This window comes from Sporichthya polymorpha DSM 43042 (assembly GCF_000384115.1).
Classification (GTDB): domain Bacteria; phylum Actinomycetota; class Actinomycetes; order Sporichthyales; family Sporichthyaceae; genus Sporichthya; species Sporichthya polymorpha.
Map to the genome: position 1 here is coordinate 1,731,492 of NZ_KB913029.1, position 18,170 is coordinate 1,749,661.

Here is an 18,170-nt window from a genome sequence, read left to right on the forward strand (position 1 = left end):
GCCTTTCACTGCAGTGCGAGCGTGTTCGTTCTCAGGGCCGGGATCCGGCTGTGACCAGTGCGAATCGCCAGCGATCGCCCTCGCGCCAGACCACGTGCGCGCCCGCGGCTTTCACGTCGGCGAGACCTGGCGCGGAACCCAGGTCGACGATTCGGTTGTGTTGTCGAACGAAGATCCACTGGCCGCCTTGGTCGCCCCCATCCCATCCCAGGACGTCGTGGGTCAGGACGGGATAGGCGAATGAAATATTCGTCCCGGTAATGCGGGTCTCGGATCCGTCCCCGTCGAGCAGGGTGATCGTCGAGCTCTCTTGCGTTTCGTCTGCCGGCGACAATGATCGCGTAATCCACGCGACGGCTCGGTCTGCGGAACTGAGGCCGGCGAGACGCTCGTTGTCGCCGAGCTCGAGTGTGCGCAGCGTTTCGTCATGGCCGGTCGCGAGGTCCCGCCGGTGTAGTTGAACTTCGCCGTGCGGGATACGCGGATCCACGAAGCGGGACTTGACGTAGAACATCGTTTGACCGTCGACAGACAGGTCGCTCGCGTTCGACACTTCCCGCCGGACGGGCTGGCTCCCGGTGAGGTCGCGGGAGTAGATGTGCGCCCGGGCCGGGCGGTCTTTATCGCCGGTGGACTCGGCGGCTTGCCAGTACACGCGTTCGTTGGCGAGGAACGGAACAGTTCCATTTGGTGCACTGGGGGTCTTGTCGCTGACTGCTTTGGCAATCACGCGCGTCTTCCGGGAAGCGAGGTCGTGGGCGAGGATGACCCACCCGTCCGTGTAAAGGTCGGTGCTGGTGGTTTCCATCCACACCAGCGTTCGCTCGTCGGAGTCTCCCCATACCGCTTGTCGCGGCCGAGCGCCATCGCTACCGGGGATCTTGAGCGAGGCTCCGCCGGGGGTGATGACTTCGATCCTGCTTTGGCGCAGTCGGATCTCGCCGCCTTGCACAATGTCGGGCAGCCCGACCTTCGCGAGGACTGAACCCTGGGGTGTCACGCTGAGGATTCCAACCCGTACATCGTGTTCGCGGGTTTGCGATAGGGACTCCAGTTCGCGTAAAGGCGCGTCGCCGCTCGCGGGAACCGCGTCGTCGATGCTCAGGTCGAGAGTTGTGGCGTGTGTTCCCGGCGTCGGAACCGTCGACACGATCGGCGTCGCGGGCGTTGAGGGGTGGGTCGCTCGGGACTGGTCGGAGCCACATGCAGCGCTTCCGAACATCAAGGCCGCGATCATCCAGATGGGCAGATTCATGTCAGTGACCGCCGCGCGGCTCGCTGCAGCCGCCTTCGAGGTACACCCCGTGGGGGAGAAGTCTCACTGAGTCGCCCAATGTTCCGGAGATGCACGGGCCGGCGCCCGCCACGATGAACGAGAAGGCGAGGTCGTTGCCGGTGGCGTACACGCTGGCATTTGGGTAGCCCAAGTCCGTCAAGGCAGATTTGAGGTCTGCCTCGCTTCCGGGTAGCTCGGCGCCGAATTGGCCCAGTGCGATTCGGACGCGCTCGGCATGCGCCTCGCCGCGGCAGCGAGCCTGCGGCGTCAAAGGTTCAGTTTGCTTGAATCCGTTGTTCTCCATGTACCTCGACCCCTCCGGATCGGGCGCAAGCACTGGCGCGCTCGGCTCGGTGGTCCCAGGCGGGGTTCTTTGCAGCGTGCTGCGATTCCAGGGAAGGCCGCGTCGTGCGCTGCGGTCGAGGACCCGGCTGGTGCCGCGCGGTCGGCGTCGGCCGGTCCGCACGCCGTCAGCGCTAGGACTCCGGCGATGAGAGTGGCGGCCCGCAGACTCGCTGGGCGTGCGCTTTTTAGATCGGCGCTGCCATTGATCGCCTTCCTGGCCTCGTCTGCGCACCCCCGATTGGATACGACCTTCCCACCGATGCGCTGACCGCCTTCTCCAGCGGGCTGTCTCGGGTCGCTCGATCCGCTGACGGCGGTCACGAACTCGGCCGTCGGCGTGACGCGCTCGACCACGCGCGCCTGACCTGTTAGGCCGTTCAACGCCTTCAGCCCGCCCTCCGTGGACATGCGCGGCAGACTCAGCCCGTGATCGCAGGGTCGGTTACGGCTTTGATCAACCGGGCCTGCAGGTTCGTCAGCCAAGTCCGCATCCCCGCCACCTGATCGGAGTCTTCTACCTTGGTCTCCTGAACGCTGTGCAACTTCACCTCGGCGAGTAGGACTGAGCCGTCCTCGCGGATCAGGTAGGCCGCGCTCTCGCCGACGTACTCTCCGCTCGTGGCGTCTCGGTCGGCCCAGGACCGCACGTACACCTCGGATCCGTCCTTCGTTGTGCGCTTCTCGCATGGCGTCGCGCCGGCGTCGGCGCTGCACGCAGCGTCGAACGCTGACTTGCTGATCGTCGTGATGTCCGCCGGTGCGTCCCAGTAGCCGTGCGGCAATTCCGGGAGTTCCTTGTATTCGGGCCAGTTTGGCTCCAGCCCGAGCTTGCCGTCGTACAGGGTCCAGTTGCGCCCGAGCGCCTGTTGCATGCGGAACAGGTCGCCGTCGTGGTCGGCGATCCTCGGCGCCGTCGGTGTAGATCCGGTTGCCAGGGCACGGGGCATGACCCCGTCATCGGTTACCGCTTCGGCCAGCGCGCTCTTGTACCGCTCCATCCACTCGATGGCGCGCTGCTCTTGCCCCGCGCTGACCTCGTCTGCGTTACTGCGGGCCACGAACTCAATGCGGACCAACGAACCGTCAGAACGGCCGAAGTAGTACATCGCCGAACTCCAGGGGCTGGCGGCCTGATCGCCCACCGGTCCCGCGTATTGGACCGTCTTGCCGTCGGCGGCCGGCATGTCGGTGCAGCCGCTCCTCACCAGCCCCTTCTCGGCGAGCGGCTTGCAGACAGTGTCCAGCGACAACTCAGACCTGCCGTCGGTGTTGAACACCATCATCGAGGCGCGTGCGGCGTAGCCATCGGGCAACGTGTCGGCGGCGGTGCTGCCCGCCCGCGGTTCGACCACGGCGCCGCCAACCTGGTCGTCGGACGCGCGCCAATCGGGGCCGAGCGCCTTGAGCAGCACCCCGAGGTTGGCCTTCTCGTTCGCCAGCGCCTCCCCCGCCCCGGGCGCGCCATTGACCCCAGGCTGCGGTTTGGTCATGGGGTCGCCGGCAGCGGTGACCGTGTTGAGGCCTTCGCCGCCGTCCAGCGCACTCAAGGTGGGGATACCCACGGCCAGCACAGCGGCGATGGCCAGGCCGGAGCCGAGGATCTGCGTAGCCTGCCGGCGTCGCCGCAGTCGGTGGCCGCCAGCGGCGACAGCGGTCACGGTGGCGGCGGTGGCCGGGGGCACGTCCACGGCGGCCCCGCGCAGCTTGGTGATGATCTGGTCGTCGTTCATCGCAGAACTCCTTCGTCGGCGCCGTTGGTCAGCAGGGTGCGGAGCGCGGCCAGGCCCTTGGCGGACTGGCTCTTCACGGTGCCGGTGGAGATGTTCAGCAGGTGCGCGGTCGTTTCCACGTCCAGGTCCTCGATGTAGCGGAGCACGACGACCGCCCGCTGCCGCGCGGGCAACCCGGCCAGGGCGGCGAGCACTTCGAGAGTCAGGCCGTCATCCGGGGCGGACGCCCGGTCGGGCAGCGTGTCGGTCGCGTGCTCTCGCCGCCACGGCCGACGACGCTCGTCGATCGCCGCGTTGACCACCGCGCGATGTGCGTACCCCGCCGGCCCCTCGCCCGTCCGCAGCCGCTCCCAGCGGGAAGCCATCTGCGTGAGGGCGGTCTGCACAATGTCCTGCGCGCGGTGCCAGTCCGCGCAGATCAGATAGGCCGTGCGGTGCAGCCGCGGCTGAGCGGCGATCACGAACGCCGCGAACTCGGCGTCCTGAGCAAGTTCCATGGATTCTCCTTCGGCACCCTGTTCCACGGAATGCACCAACCTCCAGGTTGCCGTCCAGATGAGAAATCCGGTCTGGTCCGATCGGTCAAAGAATGCGTCCGAACAGCTGATATGTCCGGGCTTGGGACGCAAACCCGCCGCCGTAGTTATCCAGTTGGATGCTCGCCCCGTTGTGCCGCCGCCGACCCGATCGCGACGTGGGCAACGACCGTCAGCACGTATGACGCCAGCGCCTCGATCAGCTGAGCAAACCCGATGAAGCCGTTGCCCGGATCGATGCCTACTTGCCACGTCAGAGCCCTATTGCCCGCGACCCGATCCACGGGGTCAACGGTGGTTCCGGACAGGAGTAGTGCGGACGGTTCGAGGCAAGCGGAGTGGACGGTGACGTTGGGAGGCACGTTGCGGCGGCTGGCTTCTTCATCTGCGAACTCCACGGCGTGCTGCCACTTCGCCTCATGAAGCTCCGCAATGGTCGTGAGAGCGAGCCGGTGCTTGTCACGATTATCGAGGTCGCTCAGGATGACCAGAGGGTCGCTCGATCGTTCTTCTGCCGGGCGCTCGAAGGGTTGGCACTGGCGAATCCGCGCGACCACATCGAGCGGCACGCCCTTCAGAGTGCGGTCCGCTTTCTGGTTCCATGCGGACTCGTCCGTCCAGACGGGAAAGGCGATGCTCTTTGCCTGGCCTGTCGTAAGGCCTGCTTCGTCGGCGTGCGCCCACACCAGAACGTCCAGCGCTGCGCGGAGATTGTGAATGGCGTCCCCGAGGATCAGGGCCCATTCGAGGAGAGGGGGTGGGTCGAACTTTGATAGGCGGACTTCCCAGCTCAAACGGTCGCTGGAAATCGTTGCCACCGGGCGCGGGTTTGCGATGGCGGCCCAAGTCGCGAGGCGACCCTGGAGCTCCAGCCCGTGCTGCCGTGCGCGCCCAATCTTCGCTACCGCCCAAGCGGCGCGATCCGCTTCGATGGATTCCACCCGCCGATTCTGTTGCACTCCACCGGTCGTGTCGTCCGGTTTCCGAGCTGCCCCACGGTGTCGCGGTAGTGCCAAGAGTGGCGGCCGCAATCTCTCGCTTTGCTCCCGTAGCTGCCGGATCGTAGGCCGGAGCGAAGGGGGTCAAGGGTCGAGCTTGCTCGATCGCGGAGCGACGCCGTCGGCGCCCTTGACGCGCGGAGCGAAGGTCGCAGACTGGCCGCGCAGGGAGGACGGCGGATCGTCGCACTGATCCAGTTGTCGTCTCTGATGATCGCTCGACGGCCAGCGCCCGGGCCGGAGGCAGGAGGGCGCGGCCGGCGGTGCGCCGCCGAAGGCGGCGCCTTGATCCAATAGAGGTCAATTCGGCAGTCGGGCCTCGGGCCAGATGCTCGTACGCTGGGGGCATGGACGTCGATGAGGCGCAAAGGATGGCCGCCGGCCTGCTGGCTGTCGACCTGCCTCGACGCTGGCGGCATGTGCAAGGCGTTGCGGCGAAGGCTGAGGCCGTAGCCGCAGCGCTCTGCCTGCCTCGCGAGGTTCTGGTCAGCTCGGCTTGGCTGCATGACGTGGGATATGCCGCGCCTGCGGCGCGGACCGGCTTCCACGCCCTCGACGGGGGTCGGTACCTGCGCTCCGAAGGCGTCGAAGATGCCGTGGTGAACCTGGTCGCACGTCACTCTTGCGCGTGTGTCGAAGCGGAGGAGCGTGGCCTACGCGGCCTGCTGACGGACGAGTTCCCTGTCACCGACGGCCCCTTGGCGGACGCCCTCTGGTTCTGCGACATGACCACCGGGCCGGACGGCGAAGATCTGGACCTCGCCGGGCGGCTGAGTGAGGCCCGTGAGCGGTATGGGCCGGAGCATCTGATCTCGCGCTACCTCGAACGCGCGGAGCCCGAGCTCCAAGCTGTCATCAGCAGAGTCGAGCAGAAGCTGACTCATTCACCGGCTCCGGCCTCGACCCAGCGGCAATTGGCCTAGTCCGATACGCGCGGAGTCATGCCTGGCCCGACGGCCAAGCCGCGGGATTCAGCCGCTGATCGCAGCTGATTTGGCTCGACCGGCGGGGGTAAAAGACGCACGCGAGTGTGCTACAGCCTCTGCAGGCTCCCGAGCTGCTGTCTTGGCCCGCTCCAGGTCGCAGAAGGGCGCTGTGGTCGACAGCGCTTCATCGACAGCACCACGCCCTTGACACGGACCGGTCTAGAACAGGCCCTCCAGACGGTCCCCGAGCCGATTGACCTCCTCCATGTAGCCCCAGCCGTTACCAGGCCAGAGACTTATTGATGTTGGCGTTGCGGGCGACTTCGATGTCTCCTTGGCCGTGACCGCTGACGGTGACGCGCAGCCAGTCCTCGCCCTGCAAGGTGTAGGCCAGCCCGCAAGGCTCAAAGATCACCGTGCAGTCCGTACCGTCGGCGCTCTCCAGGACCAAGGCGCCGGTGCTGCTCGGGGGAACGCTCTGGACGCCATGGCTGCCAGTATCGAAGCGGGACGCAATGTTTGGACGAAAGGCCGGGCCGTGTCGGAACTGTGGGCATCGCCAACCACGCTGCTCGGCCAGGTACAACGCGGCCGCGGTCTGGGCTGGCTGCGCGCCACCGAGTCACCAGCCGAAGGCAAGCGCGCACTGCAGAGCTGCGTTCAAGCCGATCCTCGTTGGGACCGGCAGGTCGAAGCCCGCGTCGACTACTACGCCACCTTGGCACTCGCGCTGAACGTGCCCGCCGCTGAGATCGCCCACATGCGTGGCGCCGCCGACGCAGCTCACGACCTCGCGGACTCGGTGGCCGTGCAGATGGCCAAGCGCGGTGACCTCACCGGCCTGCCCGCGCTCAAGGCTCGTCTTGTCTCGCTCGAGGCCGCCGAGGAACTCCTGCCGGCCCTCGCCCGGCTCGAGGCACCGGACGCCCTGAGCGGGGTGCCCGAGATCCTCTGCGCCGCTCTCACGGATGACGAAGTGATCGACCTGGTCCGCTACGCGCGCAATGAGGTCCCCTGGTCGACCTGGGCGCGCGAGAACACGAGAATCGCGTCCGCCCTCGCGGTCGCCAGTGACCGCGAAACGCACAAGTCGGCTCCTCCGCTCGCAGCCGACGCTCGGATCGCAGACCTGCTTGCAACCGGCTGGCCGAGCGCGATGCCCCGGCGCCTGCGCCACCGGTTCCGACACGAACTGTCGACGGCGGACGTGCAGCTCGTCCGCGAAACCGCGACCGGAGGGACTGGCTACGGTCGCGTCCTGGCCATGCGAATCCTGACCGAGCGAGCTGACCCCTTCGTCATCCCCACCGCGGCTCAGCTCTTCGCCGACAACACCGTCGGCGGCGAGCGAGCCGCCGCAATTCGGTACATCGAAGCTCTGGACCCCACCGCGACCCTGCCGCTGGCGCGGGAGTGGTTCGACCTCGGCGACGACCGCGCCGGGGTGGCCGCCGGCATCTTCGCACTGCACGCCGAACCGGCCGACCTGCCCCGACTGCGACCGGCGCTCGGCCCCGCACTGCAACAGCGCGAGTTCTATGTGCTGTGCGACCTCATCGAAGCCCTGGGACGCCATCCCGATCTCGGACCGTTCCCCGAACTCGTCGAGGTCTTCGAGCGTGCCGAGTACTCCTACGCGCGGAAGCGAGCGGCACGCGTGCTCGCGCAGAGCGAACCGACATTCGGCGACACGTTCGGCTTCGAATGTCTGTGGGACTGCGAGGCCGCGGTCCGTCAGGTTGGCGCGGCGCACGTCTCGACCTCGACCGCATCTCGTCCGCGCCTGGCCGAGCTCGTCCAGGACGGCTGCGAAGACCCCGAGGTGCGCGAAGCCGCCGCCGGGCGGCTCAGCGATGCGTCCAGGCCGTAAACGCCCGTGGCACGGCCCTGCAGGTCGACGGCAGCACCCAGCTAAGCGGGCCAGCCCTCGCGCATCTGAAATCTCCCGTCGAGGCTCGGCTTCGCGACGGTGACTTCGAGGACGCTTCCGTCCTCCAGATCGAGCTCGAAATACCCTTCTCCCCCGTCAAGGTCGCACAGCAGGGCCAGACCGTCCCGGGAGTCTGGATTCAGATCCACGAGGTGGCCCTGGGCGACCCACCCGGCGTCCGTAGGGCGGGCTACAAAGTGGACCTCCACCCCGACGCTGGTCGCAGAGTTCAGGACCCAGATGAGCGTGCCGCGGGCCCCATAGCTCTCCACCCTGGAACAGTTCCACACCCACCGCTCGCCGAAGAACAGCCCACCCGGATGCCCAGAGGGCGAGAGAGTCGTTCGCCCCAAGCCCGCAGACAGTCACCGGACCGACCACCTCGATGTCAGGGGCATCTCGACCGGACTCCGGTACGCCGGAACCCCTGGTAGCAGACAGCCCCCTGGACGACTATCTCGTTATGGAACCAGACCCCGACTTCTCGGACGGCATTCGAGAATCGCGGCAACTCCGAAGCCAACTGCTCGGTTCCTATCGGCCTCGCCCTCGGCTGCGGTGGCGGCTGCTTCCAGGGCGCTACGTCGACCAGATTGTTGCCTACAACCAGGCCAGGCAAGCTTGGTACGTGGCCCGGCGCCGAGAACTCGGACTTCCTCGGGACCACCCGCCGTCATCGCGCCATGACGACCCCGACGTCGAACGAGCCCTGGCTCGGGTGGATGTGCTGGGCGACTGGCTGGGAGTGGTCGCCGTTCAGTGGACCGCCGGGCGAACCGCGAGCGATCCACGTCACGGTCAGGCGTCTCAGGCCGCGCCGGGTTCAGCGGTTCCGGCAGGCCTGCCGCCCGATCGAGGTCCGAGTCACCGAATGGGGATGACGGGTAGTCATTCCTGGATGGACGAGTTGCCGTGCGCCCAACTGCGGGCAAGAGAGGCGACGAAGGCAGTCGCAAGGAAGGAACCGATCGCGAGCAATCCGATCCCAACTGCGTACAACCCGCTGTCGTCGGTCTGGGCCCAATCCTGCGCGAACCAGAACGTGAGAGTCGCCGATACCACCACCGTGGCGAGGATCGACATGCTGCGCCGCGCAGCGAGCACAACAACGGGAAGGAGGAGCGCCACCAGCAGCGCGCCCTGCCAGGTCGAGTAAGGGCCGCTGGTTTCGCTGCCATCGAAGTCGCGACCGTGGTCCCAGGAATAGCGCGACGTAGCCGACTGTCGGAGCGAGCCAGAGTGCGACGATCCAGGCGATGCGTCGCCTCGCCGCCGCCCTGAATCGCGCGGCCGCTTCATCGCGACTGATCGGCGGCTCAGACATTGGGCCCCGTCGCCGTGGCCGCCCCGTCGCCGTCCGGCATGAGCCGAAGCCTAGGGCGCCGACGTCGCCGGGATCGGCCTTGGCTGATCCAGCAGGCCCGGCTCACGCGATCCGCGGCCATGCCTCCGGTCCGGCAAGGTAGTCCTCGATCCGGGCGCGCATCGAGGGGTGCAGGTCGGATTGATCGAGGAAGGTCTGAGGCTCGATCCATTCGACACGCGTGGATTCGCTACTCGGGGTCGGCTCGCCAAGCACTGGTCGCGCGGTGACGACGATCGAGAACTCTTGCCGAACCTCGTCGTTACTCGTGTAGTGGATAACATGCCGAGGGTTGGTGTAGATGCCGACCAGGCCGGTGATCTCGCAACGAACCCCGGTCTCTTCCTCAGTCTCACGAATCGCTGCTTGAGTGAGCGATTCCCCGAGGTCGATTGCGCCGCCGGGCAGGGCCCAGTTGCCGTTGTCGCTCCGCTGGATCGCGAGGAGTCGGCCGTTCGCGTCGGCAACGGCCACGTTCACCGACGGGACCATACTGTTCGCGGGCGGGGCGGCGTCGTCGTCCAGGTAGTCGATGCGTCGTCCCATGCGGGACCTCCCGTCGTGGGCCTCGTCGGCGAGCTTAGGTGGCCGTGTGGTCGACAGGCCGCCGATGTCCTTGGCTCTCGCCTGGACACCTCACGATCTGCCCGCCCGCGCCGGCCAAGCATCCCGGGCGTGGGCCCAGACCTTCTCGAAGCTCTCGGTGTACGTCTCGAACAGCACGCCGGCCGACAGTCGTCGTAGGTGCAGGACGGGGGCGTGAGCGGCCGGGAAGCCATAGACGTGGGCGTTGACCAGCATGTGATCGTCGAGACGGTAGAGCGAGTTGTACAGGGTCGTCGCGTGCAGGCGAACCTCGGCGTTCTCGCAGTCGGTCAGCCGGCCGTAGTGGACGAGTACGTTGCGGATCTTCCCGGCCAGGGCGTCGCCGATGCCTTCCTCGGCGCCGCGGCGGGCGACGTCGTCGGAGTCGGGGTCGCCCAGCAGGATCCGCACCTTGGCTCCGGCGTCCGCTTTGGCGGCAAGCGCGGCCGCGAGGCGGGGGTTCTGGTCCGGGAGCCACATGCCGGAGTAGACGAGGATCTCGACGCGTTCGGTGGCCTTGTCGAACAGGTGCCGCCACACGTCGGTGGGGACGCTGGCGCGGTGTGGGTAGACCCGGACGATCTCTGACTCGGTGACCGCGGCCTTCTGCCCGGCGCTGAGCGCGTCCGGCCACAAGTAGGCCTCAGAGGTTCCCAGGAGCGCGGCGATCCGGTGCCGGTAGCGCGAATAGGGCGTGCGGGCTGTGGTGATCCACCGCTCGACCGTCTTCGGGTCGACCTCGAGCTCGGTGGCGATGTCGTGCGTGCTGGCGCCGGCGGCGTGCAGGGCATCGCGTAGGCGCTCGTTCGTCCCGGCCATCCGACCCTCCCCAAAGGGACGTCTCATCGTACCAGAGACGTCCCTTGTCGTCCCTGTCTGGTAGTGATCACGTCCTCACCCTCCGTCGGAGATTGGGGGTCGCGGGCCACGCGCACTCGGCGCGGCGAAGGGCCTGGAATGGAGGTTCAGCGATGGCTGTGAAGAACGGAGTCCGGCTCCCGGTCACGTTCGGCGAGGTGTTCCCGCACGGGTGCCTGATGGTGCCGGGCTCGATCGGGCCGGTGGAGGAGTACGACGAGAAGACCAAGCTGCGCACCCCGGCGCTGGACAAGCTGACCGGGGAGCGGGTGTGGTCGATGCGGGTGATCGACCTCGATCCGGAGCTGGGGACCCGCTCCCGGGAGACCGTGGTGAAGGTGACCGCCCCGGTGCAGCCGGTCCCGCCCTCGGGCGAGGTGTGCCAGGTCGAGTTCGACGACCTGACGGTCACCCCCTACGTCAACGACAAGGGCCGGATCGCATTCTCCCTCCGCGCCTCCGGCGTCCGCGCCCCAAGCGTCGGCACCTCGACCGGCGGGCGTTCGGCCGCCGGAACGGGCCCGCGCCCGGATGAGAAGAAGGTGGCCTGAGGTGGCTGCCAACATCCTGTCCCAGCTGTTCGAGGCGAAGCCGACACCGGCCCCGGCCCCGGACGCAGTCGAGCCGATCAGCGCCTTTCCGTCCGCGCACGTGATCCAGGTGCTCTGCTTCGCGTTGCTCGGCATCGTCGTCCTGGTCGTGTTCGGCGTGAAGTTCTGGCGCACCGCCCTCGCGCTGACCGCGATCGGCGCCGTGGTGGTTCTGGGCGGACCGTGGGCACCGGCGGCTCTGGCCTTGTGCCTGCTGACGGTCGTCGTGGTGTGGCGGCTGGTGTTCACCCACTCCTGGCGCTCCCAGGTCCGGCCCCGCTTACAGGCCTGGTGGGCGCGCTGGTACCGGTACGGGCCACGCTGGCGCACGTTGTGCGAGCGCCATGGCCTGTTCGTGCGGGACGTGATGGAGCCCCGCGGAACGCTCCTCGACCCGACCAAACCGGCTCCCGTGCCGCGGTCGCGGCTCGTGCGGGCCCGGCTGCGCAAGGTGGTGTGGTCCCCGACCACCGAACGGCTGCTGGTCGAGCTCCCCGACGGCATGGCCCCCTCCGACGTGGCCAAGATCGTCGAACCGTTCGCGCACGCCACCCGCTCCCTGGGATGCCGGGTCGGGCACGCCGGTCCGGGCCAGGTCTGGATCGAGCTGCTGCGCCGCGACCCGCTGGCCCGCACCATCAACGCCCTGCCGATCTCGCGGTCGGTGGACCTGCGGGCCGTGCCGGTCGGGCGCTGCGAGGACGGCTCGCCCTGGACCCTGCCGGTGATGGGCACCCATGTCCTCGTCGCCGGGTCAACCGGGTCCGGCAAGGGCTCCGTGATGTGGTCCCTGCTGCGGGGCCTGGCTCCCGCGATCGCCGAGGGGACGGTCGAGGTCTGGGGCTTCGACCCCAAGGGCGGGATGGAACTGGCCCTGGGCGCGGGCATGTTCGCTCGCCTGTTCACCGACGACCCCGACTCAATGGCCCAGGCCCTGGAGGACTGCGCCGATCTCCTGGCAGCGCGCACGAAGACCCTGGCCGGGATCACTCGCCTGCACACCCCGACCGTCGAGGAACCGCTGCGGGTCGTGCTCATCGACGAGCTCGCCGCCCTGACGGCGCTGGCCGAACGCAAGACCGTCCAGCGCGTCGACAACGCCCTGCGCCGCATCCTGACCCAGGGCCGCGCCCCGGGCTGCGTCGTCGTCGGGTTCCTGCAGGACCCCGGCAAGGACGTCCTGGCCTACCGCAACCTGTTCCCGACCCGGGTCGCACTGCGCCTGGCCGAAGCCGTCGAGGTCGACATGGTCCTCGGCGAGGGTGTCCGTGCCCGCGGTGCCGAGGCGCACCGCATCGACATCAACACCCCCGGCGTCGGTTGGGTCCGCCACGAGTCCCTGCCCGACCCGATCCGGGTCCGCGCCGCCTACCTCACCGACGACCAGATCCGGGCCATGGCCGAACGCCACCCCGCCCGCGTCCATCACCTCGCTCACCCGCACCCGGTCGCGGACGAGCCGGCCAAGCCGTACCTGCTCGAAGGCCTTCTGACCCCGGCCGGATGGGAGGACGTCGCATGAAGGCCATCGACCCGGCCATGCTGCGGGAACTGGCCGTCGCCGCGAAGGTGTGCGTCCGCCCGGTCCTGCTGCGCTGCACCGACACCGAAACCGGCGCGGTGGCTACCGTGCCCGTGCCGTGCGGCGCCACCGTCGAACGGAGCTGCCCGTCCTGCGCAGATCGCGCCCGAAGGCTCCGCGTGCACCAGTGCCGCGAGGGCTGGCACCGCGAGGACGAGCCCGGACCGGCCTCAGGTGAGGACCCCCTCGACGAGAACGGTGCCGACGAGCCGGACGGCGACGAGCCGCACGACGACGAGCCTTTCCGGCGTACGCGGTCGACCCGGCGCCGCCAGGATGTCGCCGACCTGCCGCGGGTCCCGATGGACCAGCGAACTCTCGGCCGCGCCTTCCGGTCTGCGGACGGACGGCCCTGGCGGCCTTCGATGTTCCTGACCCTGACCCTCCCCTCCTACGGGCCGGTCCATCCCGACGGCACGCCGGTCGATCCGGACCGCTACGACTACCGCCGCGCCGCGCTCGACGCATTGCACTTCGCCAAGCTCGAGGACCGGTTCTGGCAGAACCTCCGACGCTGCGCCGGCTACAAGGTGCAGTACTTCGCCGCGATCGAACCGCAACGGCGGCTGGCCCCGCATCTGCACGCCGCCGTCCGCGGCGTCGTCCCGCGTCAGCTCGTCCGCCAAGTCGTGGCCGCGACCTACCACCAGCTGTGGTGGCCACCCTGCGACCAGGCGGTGTTCGACGAGCACAAGCAGCCGGTGTGGTGCATCGCATCGCGCGCCTACCTCGACCCGGCGACCGGTCAGCCGCTGCCGACCTGGGACCAAGCCCTCGACGACCTCGACGACGACCCCGCTCCACGCCCCGCGCACGTCCTTCGCTTCGGTGAGCAGCTCGACTACCAAGGCCTTGTCGGTGGGGACGACGACCGGGTCAATCGTGCCGTCGGCTACCTCACCAAGTACCTCACCAAGGACATGAGCACCACTTACGCGGACGCCGCAGACCTGACGGCACGTCAGGCCGAGCACCTGCGGAGATATCACCGCCAGATCCGGCTCCTGCCCTGCTCGCCGCGGTGCGCCAACTGGCTGCGCTACGGCGTACAACCGAAGGACGCCGGCCCTGGTCTGGAGATCGGCCGCTGCCCGGCCAAGGCCCACGACTGGCACCACCTCGGCCTCGGCGGCCGACGCGTCCACGTCTCCCGCCAATGGACCGGCAAGACCCTCGCCCAACACGCCGCCGACCGCGCAGCCGTCGTCGCCGAAGTCCTCGCCGAGGCCGGCATGACATCCCACGATCGCCAGCGATGGGCAGCCACCGTCACCGACACCGACGGCACCGCCCGCTACATCTGGACCCGCATCGACCCGCACGACGGCGACGCCCTGACCTACTTCCAGGCCATCGCGGCCGCGGTCCGGGAACGGCAGCAGTGGACCGCGCAGTACGACGCCGCCAAAGCAATCGTCCAGGACAACCCATCCGCCGCCTGATCTGAGGGGACATCAGGAATGACGACCAGCACTCCGTGCCTCTACCGGGTGGACGAGGCCATGCACCTTCTGTCGATGAGCCGCACCGTCATCTACGAACTGATCCGCTCCGGTCGTCTTCGCTCCGTCAAGCAGGGCCGGGCCCGCCTGATCCCGGCTTCGGCCATCGCTGACTACGTAGCGCTGCTCGAACGCGAGGCGGTGGCCTGATGACCGCCAGACGCAGCCGCGGAGACGGCGGGCTCTACTGGAGCGAATCCCGTGGCCGGTGGATCGCCGAGGTCACAGTCGGATTCTCGCCCGCCGGCAAGCGGATCGTTCGGAAGGCGAGCGGAAGGTCGAAGACCGAGGCCCAGCGCAAACTCAAGGAAATACTCCGGGACCAGGACGACGGCTTCGCCGTGGCTCCCCGCGGCTACTCGGTGGCCGACGCAGTGAACGACTGGCTGACCTACGGTCTGAGCAACCGCAGCCAGGCCACCCGCGACAAATACAAGTTCCTCGCCGACGGTCACGTGATCCCAGCGCTCGGCGCCCGAAAACTCGTCGACCTCACGGCGGACGAAGTCGACCGCTGGCTCGCGGCCAAGGCAAAGGAACTGAGCACCAGCTCGCTGCGCAACATCCGGTCGATCCTCAAGAGGGCAATCGACCGTGCGCAGGCGCGCGACAAGGTCCGGCGCAACGTGGTCCTGCTTTCCGAGACACCGACCGGCCGCACCGGACGACCGTCCAAGGCTTTGACGCTCGCCCAGGCCGAGGCCCTCCTTGAGGCGGCCGCCGACAGCACCCTGCACGCCTACATCGTGCTGTCGATGCTCGTCGGAGCGCGCACCGAGGAGCTCCGGGCACTCACCTGGTCCCACGTCGACCTCGCGGGCAACCCGGACGCGAACCCGCCGGTCCCGCCGACACTGATGGTCTGGCGGTCCGCCCGGGCCGGCGGGGACACCAAGACCCGGAAGTCCCGGCGCACGCTCGCACTTCCCCGGCGCTGCGTTGTGGCGCTCACCGAGCATCGTCGGGCTCAGGCCGCCGTTCGGCTGGCCGCGGGGAGCAGCTGGCAGGACCTGGACCTGGTATTCGCCTCAGCCGTCGGCACCCAGCTCGACGCCCACAACGTCCGCCGAGCCTTCCGTCGCGTGGTCAAGGCGGCGGGACTGGAGCCGACGGAGTGGACCCCGCGCGAGCTGCGACACAGCTTCGTCTCGCTGCTGTCCGATGCGGGTGTCCCGCTGGAGAACATCTCTCGCCTGGTCGGCCACAGCGGCAGCACCGTCACCGAGCTGGTGTACCGAAAGCAGATCCGACCGGTGATCGCCGACGGAGCCGAGGCGATGGATCGCATCTTCGCCGATCCGCGGCGACCTGCTTCGGAGCCTGGCGTCTAGCGGCGCTCAGCATTCGTCCGTGGATTCCGAGGCCATCTCGACATGCCACGCCGCACGCGCGAGCAGCTCATCGAAAGTGATGACCTCCGGTTCGTAGAGGTTCCGCCGAAAGAGCTCGAAGCTCCGTACCTGGTCAGGCACCGGGCTCCCCGAAGGCCCGGTCAGCTGACTAAGGCTGCCGACGACGAGGAAGGACCGAGGCCGGACCACGAACGTCCCGGTCGGGAGCATCTCGCCCTGCTCCGAGACGTCGTGAAGATACTCGCCGATCGAACTGCATGCGAGCTCAACCGTCTGCTGCGCCTGGACTACGCCCCCGGAAAGATCAGCAGACGGCGGCCAGCAACCCGACCGGTAGTCCTGCGCGAGGAGCTTCGTACGGTGGTGCTTGACCTCCGCGAAAGCGAGAGAGCGGATGATGCCCGCCGTCCGCAGCAGTGCATCTACGCGCTTTCCGACGGATGTAATCGACCGCCCTACGACGGTCTGCTCCAGCCTCGCCGCGTCCCAGGCGGTGAATAGCTGCCCGCCGAGGCCGATGCCGAGCACCCACGGATTGTCTTCCAGGAGCCGCTGCCAAGCCTTTTCCGGACCGCCCGCCGCCGCGGCAGCTTCGTCGAAGGCATCGTCGTCTGACAGCCACTCGCGCATCAAGGCCACGACGCCACGGCGTCGCTGGAGCGCGACGACGTCCTCCGCTTCCCCATCAGACTCGATCATCGCCCGGAACCGAGCCCGATCCCGCGAATACAACTGCTCGACGGCAGCCGGGTCGGCGAGTACCTCACGCAGAAGGTCCTCGTCGACGACGATGCCCTGCTCTCCCTCGACCGGAACGAGATCCACCGCGCGAAGAGTCGAGATGAGCCGCGCGGCTTGCGCCCTATCGAGCTCGAGGACGGGCTCAAGCCTCGTCAAGTCGCCCGATGTCGGAGCCTTCTGGATCCGCAGCTTCCGGACGGCCCCTTCAACGCGAGCAACCTGCAGCTGCAATTGCTTCCGTCCGCCAGGAGTCGTCGATACCACTTCGGTAGTCCAATCCCAGTCGGCCTCGTCCGGAGTGAGGACCTCGTCAAACACTCGGTAGATGTAGCGCGTGGGGTGGCCCTCGTCCTGACCCCACTGGGCGATGAAGCTCTTCGAGACGTAGATGCGCGAGGGCAAGCGGCCGTTCGCGTAGTCGACCTCAGTGCTCTCGAACGGGTTCTCGAAGTTGATGACAGGCATGGCTATCCCCCGTCTGCCGCACGGCCGGCCGTCCGACGTCGGGACAATAGTCACTCAAATAGTCACTCAGGAACCAGAAAGGCCCTCGCCGCCGTGACGCGGGAGGGCCTTTGACCTGCTCGAACGCGGTGGAGCTGAGGGGATTCGAACCCCTGACCCCTTCCATGCCATGGAAGTGCGCTACCAGCTGCGCTACAGCCCCGGTTCCGACCTCCGCGTACGCGGCGATCAGACGGTGAACGGTACCAGGATCCGGTCGGTGGTCGTGACGGGAGCCCTCGGTTCACCGGTCAGCGGGCGCCTTCCTCGACGCTCTGCTGCAGGGAGGGGGCGTCGGCATCCCGGGGTCGGAACGGCTGGTCGACGATCTGGTCCTCCTCGGTGCGGTCGGCCTGCTCGGCGGCCCGCTCGGGGTGTCCCCCACTGCGCACGTCGGCGTCGGGGGCGGGGCCGGACTCGGCGGTGGAGTCGGCGGAGCCGGCGTTGACGCCCTCGGGCTCGATCAGGTCCTGCTTGTGCTCACCCATGCCCCGGGGCTACCCGGAGCGGCCCGGCGGAACCGGCTCAGAGCTGGGTGGCGGCGAGCCAACGGTCGGCGACGGCGAGATCGCCGAAGACCTCGAACCGGTCCCCGTCGTGGGGACGGCGCCGGCCGTAGAGCAGGAGCAGCAGGTCGGCGAGCGTGCCGCGCAGGGCGACCGAGGCCTTGCCGTGGTCGGAGTTCCAGGTGAACCCGCCGTCGGTGAGCTGGATCGTCCACTCGCCCGGACCGTCGGTGGCGTGCAGGTGCAGCGAATCCCCCGTCGGCAGACCCTTGATGTTGTCCGCCGCGACCGCGGGGAGGTTCGTCAGGAACTCCTCGATGGCGTCGTACGCGATGGCGGGCGCGATCTCCGGCTCCAGACCCAGCGCCAGCTGCGCGTCCATCCGGTGCACGGTCGTCTCGTGCAGCACCCGGCGGGCCCACCAGCCCGCGTTCCCACCCGAGCCCCAGGTCCACACCGGCCGGTTCGGGTCCGTGGCGAGGGCGGCGCGGAGCGGCGAGGCGCCCGCGGCGAGCCAGGCCGGCAGCCCCGTGCGCTGTGCCGGCAGACCGAGGTCGACCTCCCGGGGGGAGACCCGCTCGGTGGAGCCGGTGCGCAGGATGTGGACGATCCAGCGATGGACCGTCCCGGAGTGCCGGGTCAGCTTGCCGAGGTCCCACTCGGGGCAGCTGGGGACGGGAGCGTCGAGGTCCGCGTTCGCCACCAGACCCGCGAAGCGGACGATCTCCTCCGAGACCCCGGCGACGTACTCAGCGTGCTCCACGGGCGGAAGCATGGCAGCCGAACCTGCGGAGACACCCCGTTCGACGGGGTCGGAAAGCTCACTCACAGACAACGTTCAACCGA

21 protein-coding genes and 1 tRNA gene are annotated in these 18,170 nt (G+C 68.4%); 7 read left to right on the plus strand and 15 right to left on the minus strand.

Translation table 11 applies throughout. From position 1 onward, the window contains the following. Positions 1–31: 31 nt before the first annotated feature. The 5 genes from SPOPO_RS34280 to SPOPO_RS0108535 form a co-directional block, all read right to left on the minus strand. Complete coding sequence (locus tag SPOPO_RS34280) at positions 32–1,255, minus strand: hypothetical protein (RefSeq protein ID WP_156869705.1); 1,224 nt, start codon at positions 1,253–1,255, stop codon at positions 32–34. A gap of 1 nt (position 1,256) precedes the next feature. Next, a complete protein-coding gene (locus SPOPO_RS34285) occupies positions 1,257–1,580 on the minus strand; it encodes a hypothetical protein (protein ID WP_156869707.1) in 324 nt (107 codons plus the stop codon). A gap of 460 nt (positions 1,581–2,040) precedes the next feature. Next, positions 2,041–3,351, minus strand: coding sequence for a hypothetical protein (locus SPOPO_RS35085; RefSeq protein ID WP_019874365.1), 1,311 nt, complete (start codon positions 3,349–3,351; stop codon positions 2,041–2,043). Then, positions 3,348–3,848: a SigE family RNA polymerase sigma factor gene (locus tag SPOPO_RS0108530; RefSeq protein ID WP_019874366.1), complete on the minus strand. Its 501-nt coding sequence runs from the start codon at positions 3,846–3,848 to the stop codon at positions 3,348–3,350. The genes SPOPO_RS35085 and SPOPO_RS0108530 overlap by 4 nt, the downstream gene beginning before the upstream one ends. Before the next feature lie 146 nt (positions 3,849–3,994). Then, positions 3,995–4,828, minus strand: coding sequence for a hypothetical protein (locus tag SPOPO_RS0108535; RefSeq protein ID WP_019874367.1), 834 nt, complete (start codon positions 4,826–4,828; stop codon positions 3,995–3,997). A gap of 404 nt (positions 4,829–5,232) precedes the next feature. Here SPOPO_RS0108535 and SPOPO_RS0108540 point away from each other — a divergent pair, with 404 nt between their 5' ends. Beyond that, complete coding sequence (locus SPOPO_RS0108540; protein WP_019874368.1) at positions 5,233–5,808, plus strand: HDIG domain-containing metalloprotein; 576 nt, start codon at positions 5,233–5,235, stop codon at positions 5,806–5,808. A gap of 283 nt (positions 5,809–6,091) precedes the next feature. On the opposite strand, the gene SPOPO_RS34295 is transcribed toward SPOPO_RS0108540, so the two are convergent. Continuing rightward, positions 6,092–6,262 carry a hypothetical protein gene (locus SPOPO_RS34295; protein ID WP_019874369.1) on the minus strand — a complete coding sequence of 57 codons (171 nt, stop codon included), beginning with the start codon at positions 6,260–6,262 and terminating at the stop codon, positions 6,092–6,094. Between the two features lie 36 nt (positions 6,263–6,298). Here SPOPO_RS34295 and SPOPO_RS0108550 point away from each other — a divergent pair, with 36 nt between their 5' ends. After that, positions 6,299–7,681: a hypothetical protein gene (locus SPOPO_RS0108550; protein ID WP_156869709.1), complete on the plus strand. Its 1,383-nt coding sequence runs from the start codon at positions 6,299–6,301 to the stop codon at positions 7,679–7,681. Between the two features lie 41 nt (positions 7,682–7,722). Here the strand turns inward: SPOPO_RS0108550 and SPOPO_RS0108555 are convergent, their stop codons facing one another. The 5 genes from SPOPO_RS0108555 to SPOPO_RS0108570 all read right to left on the minus strand — a co-directional run bounded on the left by SPOPO_RS0108555 (position 7,723) and on the right by SPOPO_RS0108570 (position 10,508). Beyond that, positions 7,723–8,013, minus strand: a complete 291-nt coding sequence (locus SPOPO_RS0108555) for a hypothetical protein (RefSeq protein ID WP_019874371.1) — start codon at positions 8,011–8,013, stop codon at positions 7,723–7,725. 401 nt (positions 8,014–8,414) lie between these two features. Next, positions 8,415–8,537 (minus strand): hypothetical protein, encoded by a 123-nt coding sequence (locus SPOPO_RS35850; protein WP_281168154.1) that lies wholly within the window; start codon positions 8,535–8,537, stop codon positions 8,415–8,417. Positions 8,538–8,629: 92 nt separating this feature from the next. Continuing rightward, positions 8,630–9,040 (minus strand): hypothetical protein, encoded by a 411-nt coding sequence (locus SPOPO_RS34300; protein WP_156869711.1) that lies wholly within the window; start codon positions 9,038–9,040, stop codon positions 8,630–8,632. 127 nt (positions 9,041–9,167) lie between these two features. Next, positions 9,168–9,650 carry an NUDIX hydrolase gene (locus tag SPOPO_RS0108565; protein ID WP_019874373.1) on the minus strand — a complete coding sequence of 161 codons (483 nt, stop codon included), beginning with the start codon at positions 9,648–9,650 and terminating at the stop codon, positions 9,168–9,170. Positions 9,651–9,740: 90 nt separating this feature from the next. Further along, a complete protein-coding gene (locus SPOPO_RS0108570) occupies positions 9,741–10,508 on the minus strand; it encodes a DUF5919 domain-containing protein (protein WP_019874374.1) in 768 nt (255 codons plus the stop codon). Between the two features lie 152 nt (positions 10,509–10,660). Between SPOPO_RS0108570 and SPOPO_RS28485 the strand changes: the two genes are divergently transcribed. Genes SPOPO_RS28485 through SPOPO_RS0108595 form a run of 5 tightly spaced genes read left to right on the plus strand, consistent with a single transcriptional unit; the run spans position 10,661 to position 15,552 of the window. Further along, entirely contained in the window at positions 10,661–11,098 is a 438-nt protein-coding gene (locus tag SPOPO_RS28485; protein ID WP_019874375.1) for a hypothetical protein, read from the plus strand. A 1-nt stretch (position 11,099) separates the two neighbouring features. Further along, positions 11,100–12,659: an FtsK/SpoIIIE domain-containing protein gene (locus SPOPO_RS28490; RefSeq protein ID WP_019874376.1), complete on the plus strand. Its 1,560-nt coding sequence runs from the start codon at positions 11,100–11,102 to the stop codon at positions 12,657–12,659. After that, positions 12,656–14,161, plus strand: coding sequence for a replication initiator (locus SPOPO_RS0108585; protein WP_019874377.1), 1,506 nt, complete (start codon positions 12,656–12,658; stop codon positions 14,159–14,161). Before SPOPO_RS28490 ends, SPOPO_RS0108585 begins: the two co-directional genes overlap by 4 nt. Positions 14,162–14,179: 18 nt before the next feature. After that, positions 14,180–14,371, plus strand: coding sequence for a helix-turn-helix domain-containing protein (locus SPOPO_RS0108590; protein WP_019874378.1), 192 nt, complete (start codon positions 14,180–14,182; stop codon positions 14,369–14,371). Next, positions 14,371–15,552 (plus strand): site-specific integrase, encoded by a 1,182-nt coding sequence (locus SPOPO_RS0108595; protein ID WP_019874379.1) that lies wholly within the window; start codon positions 14,371–14,373, stop codon positions 15,550–15,552. Before SPOPO_RS0108590 ends, SPOPO_RS0108595 begins: the two co-directional genes overlap by 1 nt. Before the next feature lie 6 nt (positions 15,553–15,558). On the opposite strand, the gene SPOPO_RS0108600 is transcribed toward SPOPO_RS0108595, so the two are convergent. From SPOPO_RS0108600 to SPOPO_RS0108615, 4 genes are all read right to left on the minus strand, one after another. Continuing rightward, entirely contained in the window at positions 15,559–16,779 is a 1,221-nt protein-coding gene (locus SPOPO_RS0108600) for a Shedu immune nuclease family protein (protein ID WP_019874380.1), read from the minus strand. A 129-nt stretch (positions 16,780–16,908) separates the two neighbouring features. Further along, positions 16,909–16,981: transfer RNA gene (locus tag SPOPO_RS0108605), tRNA-Ala, on the minus strand. Between the two features lie 88 nt (positions 16,982–17,069). Then, on the minus strand, positions 17,070–17,306 hold the full coding sequence (locus SPOPO_RS35855; protein ID WP_019874381.1) for a hypothetical protein: 237 nt from the start codon (positions 17,304–17,306) through the stop codon (positions 17,070–17,072). A 37-nt stretch (positions 17,307–17,343) separates the two neighbouring features. Continuing rightward, positions 17,344–18,099, minus strand: coding sequence for a maleylpyruvate isomerase family mycothiol-dependent enzyme (locus SPOPO_RS0108615; RefSeq protein ID WP_019874382.1), 756 nt, complete (start codon positions 18,097–18,099; stop codon positions 17,344–17,346). Positions 18,100–18,170 lie beyond the last annotated feature (71 nt).

Bases quoted from the DNA above. Each gene is read 5' to 3' on its own strand.
- SPOPO_RS34280 (WP_156869705.1), bottom strand. From the start codon at position 1,255: ATGAATCTGCCCATCTGGATGATCGCGGCCTTGATGTTCGGAAGCGCT.
- SPOPO_RS34285 (WP_156869707.1), bottom strand. From the start codon at position 1,580: ATGGAGAACAACGGATTCAAGCAAACTGAACCTTTGACGCCGCAGGCT.
- SPOPO_RS35085 (WP_019874365.1), bottom strand. From the start codon at position 3,351: ATGAACGACGACCAGATCATCACCAAGCTGCGCGGGGCCGCCGTGGAC.
- SPOPO_RS0108530 (WP_019874366.1), bottom strand. From the start codon at position 3,848: ATGGAACTTGCTCAGGACGCCGAGTTCGCGGCGTTCGTGATCGCCGCT.
- SPOPO_RS0108540 (WP_019874368.1), top strand. From the start codon at position 5,233: ATGGACGTCGATGAGGCGCAAAGGATGGCCGCCGGCCTGCTGGCTGTC.
- SPOPO_RS0108550 (WP_156869709.1), top strand. From the start codon at position 6,299: ATGGCTGCCAGTATCGAAGCGGGACGCAATGTTTGGACGAAAGGCCGG.
- SPOPO_RS34300 (WP_156869711.1), bottom strand. From the start codon at position 9,040: ATGAAGCGGCCGCGCGATTCAGGGCGGCGGCGAGGCGACGCATCGCCT.
- SPOPO_RS0108565 (WP_019874373.1), bottom strand. From the start codon at position 9,650: ATGGGACGACGCATCGACTACCTGGACGACGACGCCGCCCCGCCCGCG.
- SPOPO_RS0108570 (WP_019874374.1), bottom strand. From the start codon at position 10,508: ATGGCCGGGACGAACGAGCGCCTACGCGATGCCCTGCACGCCGCCGGC.
- SPOPO_RS28485 (WP_019874375.1), top strand. From the start codon at position 10,661: ATGGCTGTGAAGAACGGAGTCCGGCTCCCGGTCACGTTCGGCGAGGTG.
- SPOPO_RS0108585 (WP_019874377.1), top strand. From the start codon at position 12,656: ATGAAGGCCATCGACCCGGCCATGCTGCGGGAACTGGCCGTCGCCGCG.
- SPOPO_RS0108590 (WP_019874378.1), top strand. From the start codon at position 14,180: ATGACGACCAGCACTCCGTGCCTCTACCGGGTGGACGAGGCCATGCAC.
- SPOPO_RS0108595 (WP_019874379.1), top strand. From the start codon at position 14,371: ATGACCGCCAGACGCAGCCGCGGAGACGGCGGGCTCTACTGGAGCGAA.
- SPOPO_RS0108600 (WP_019874380.1), bottom strand. From the start codon at position 16,779: ATGCCTGTCATCAACTTCGAGAACCCGTTCGAGAGCACTGAGGTCGAC.
- SPOPO_RS35855 (WP_019874381.1), bottom strand. From the start codon at position 17,306: ATGGGTGAGCACAAGCAGGACCTGATCGAGCCCGAGGGCGTCAACGCC.
- SPOPO_RS0108615 (WP_019874382.1), bottom strand. From the start codon at position 18,099: ATGCTTCCGCCCGTGGAGCACGCTGAGTACGTCGCCGGGGTCTCGGAG.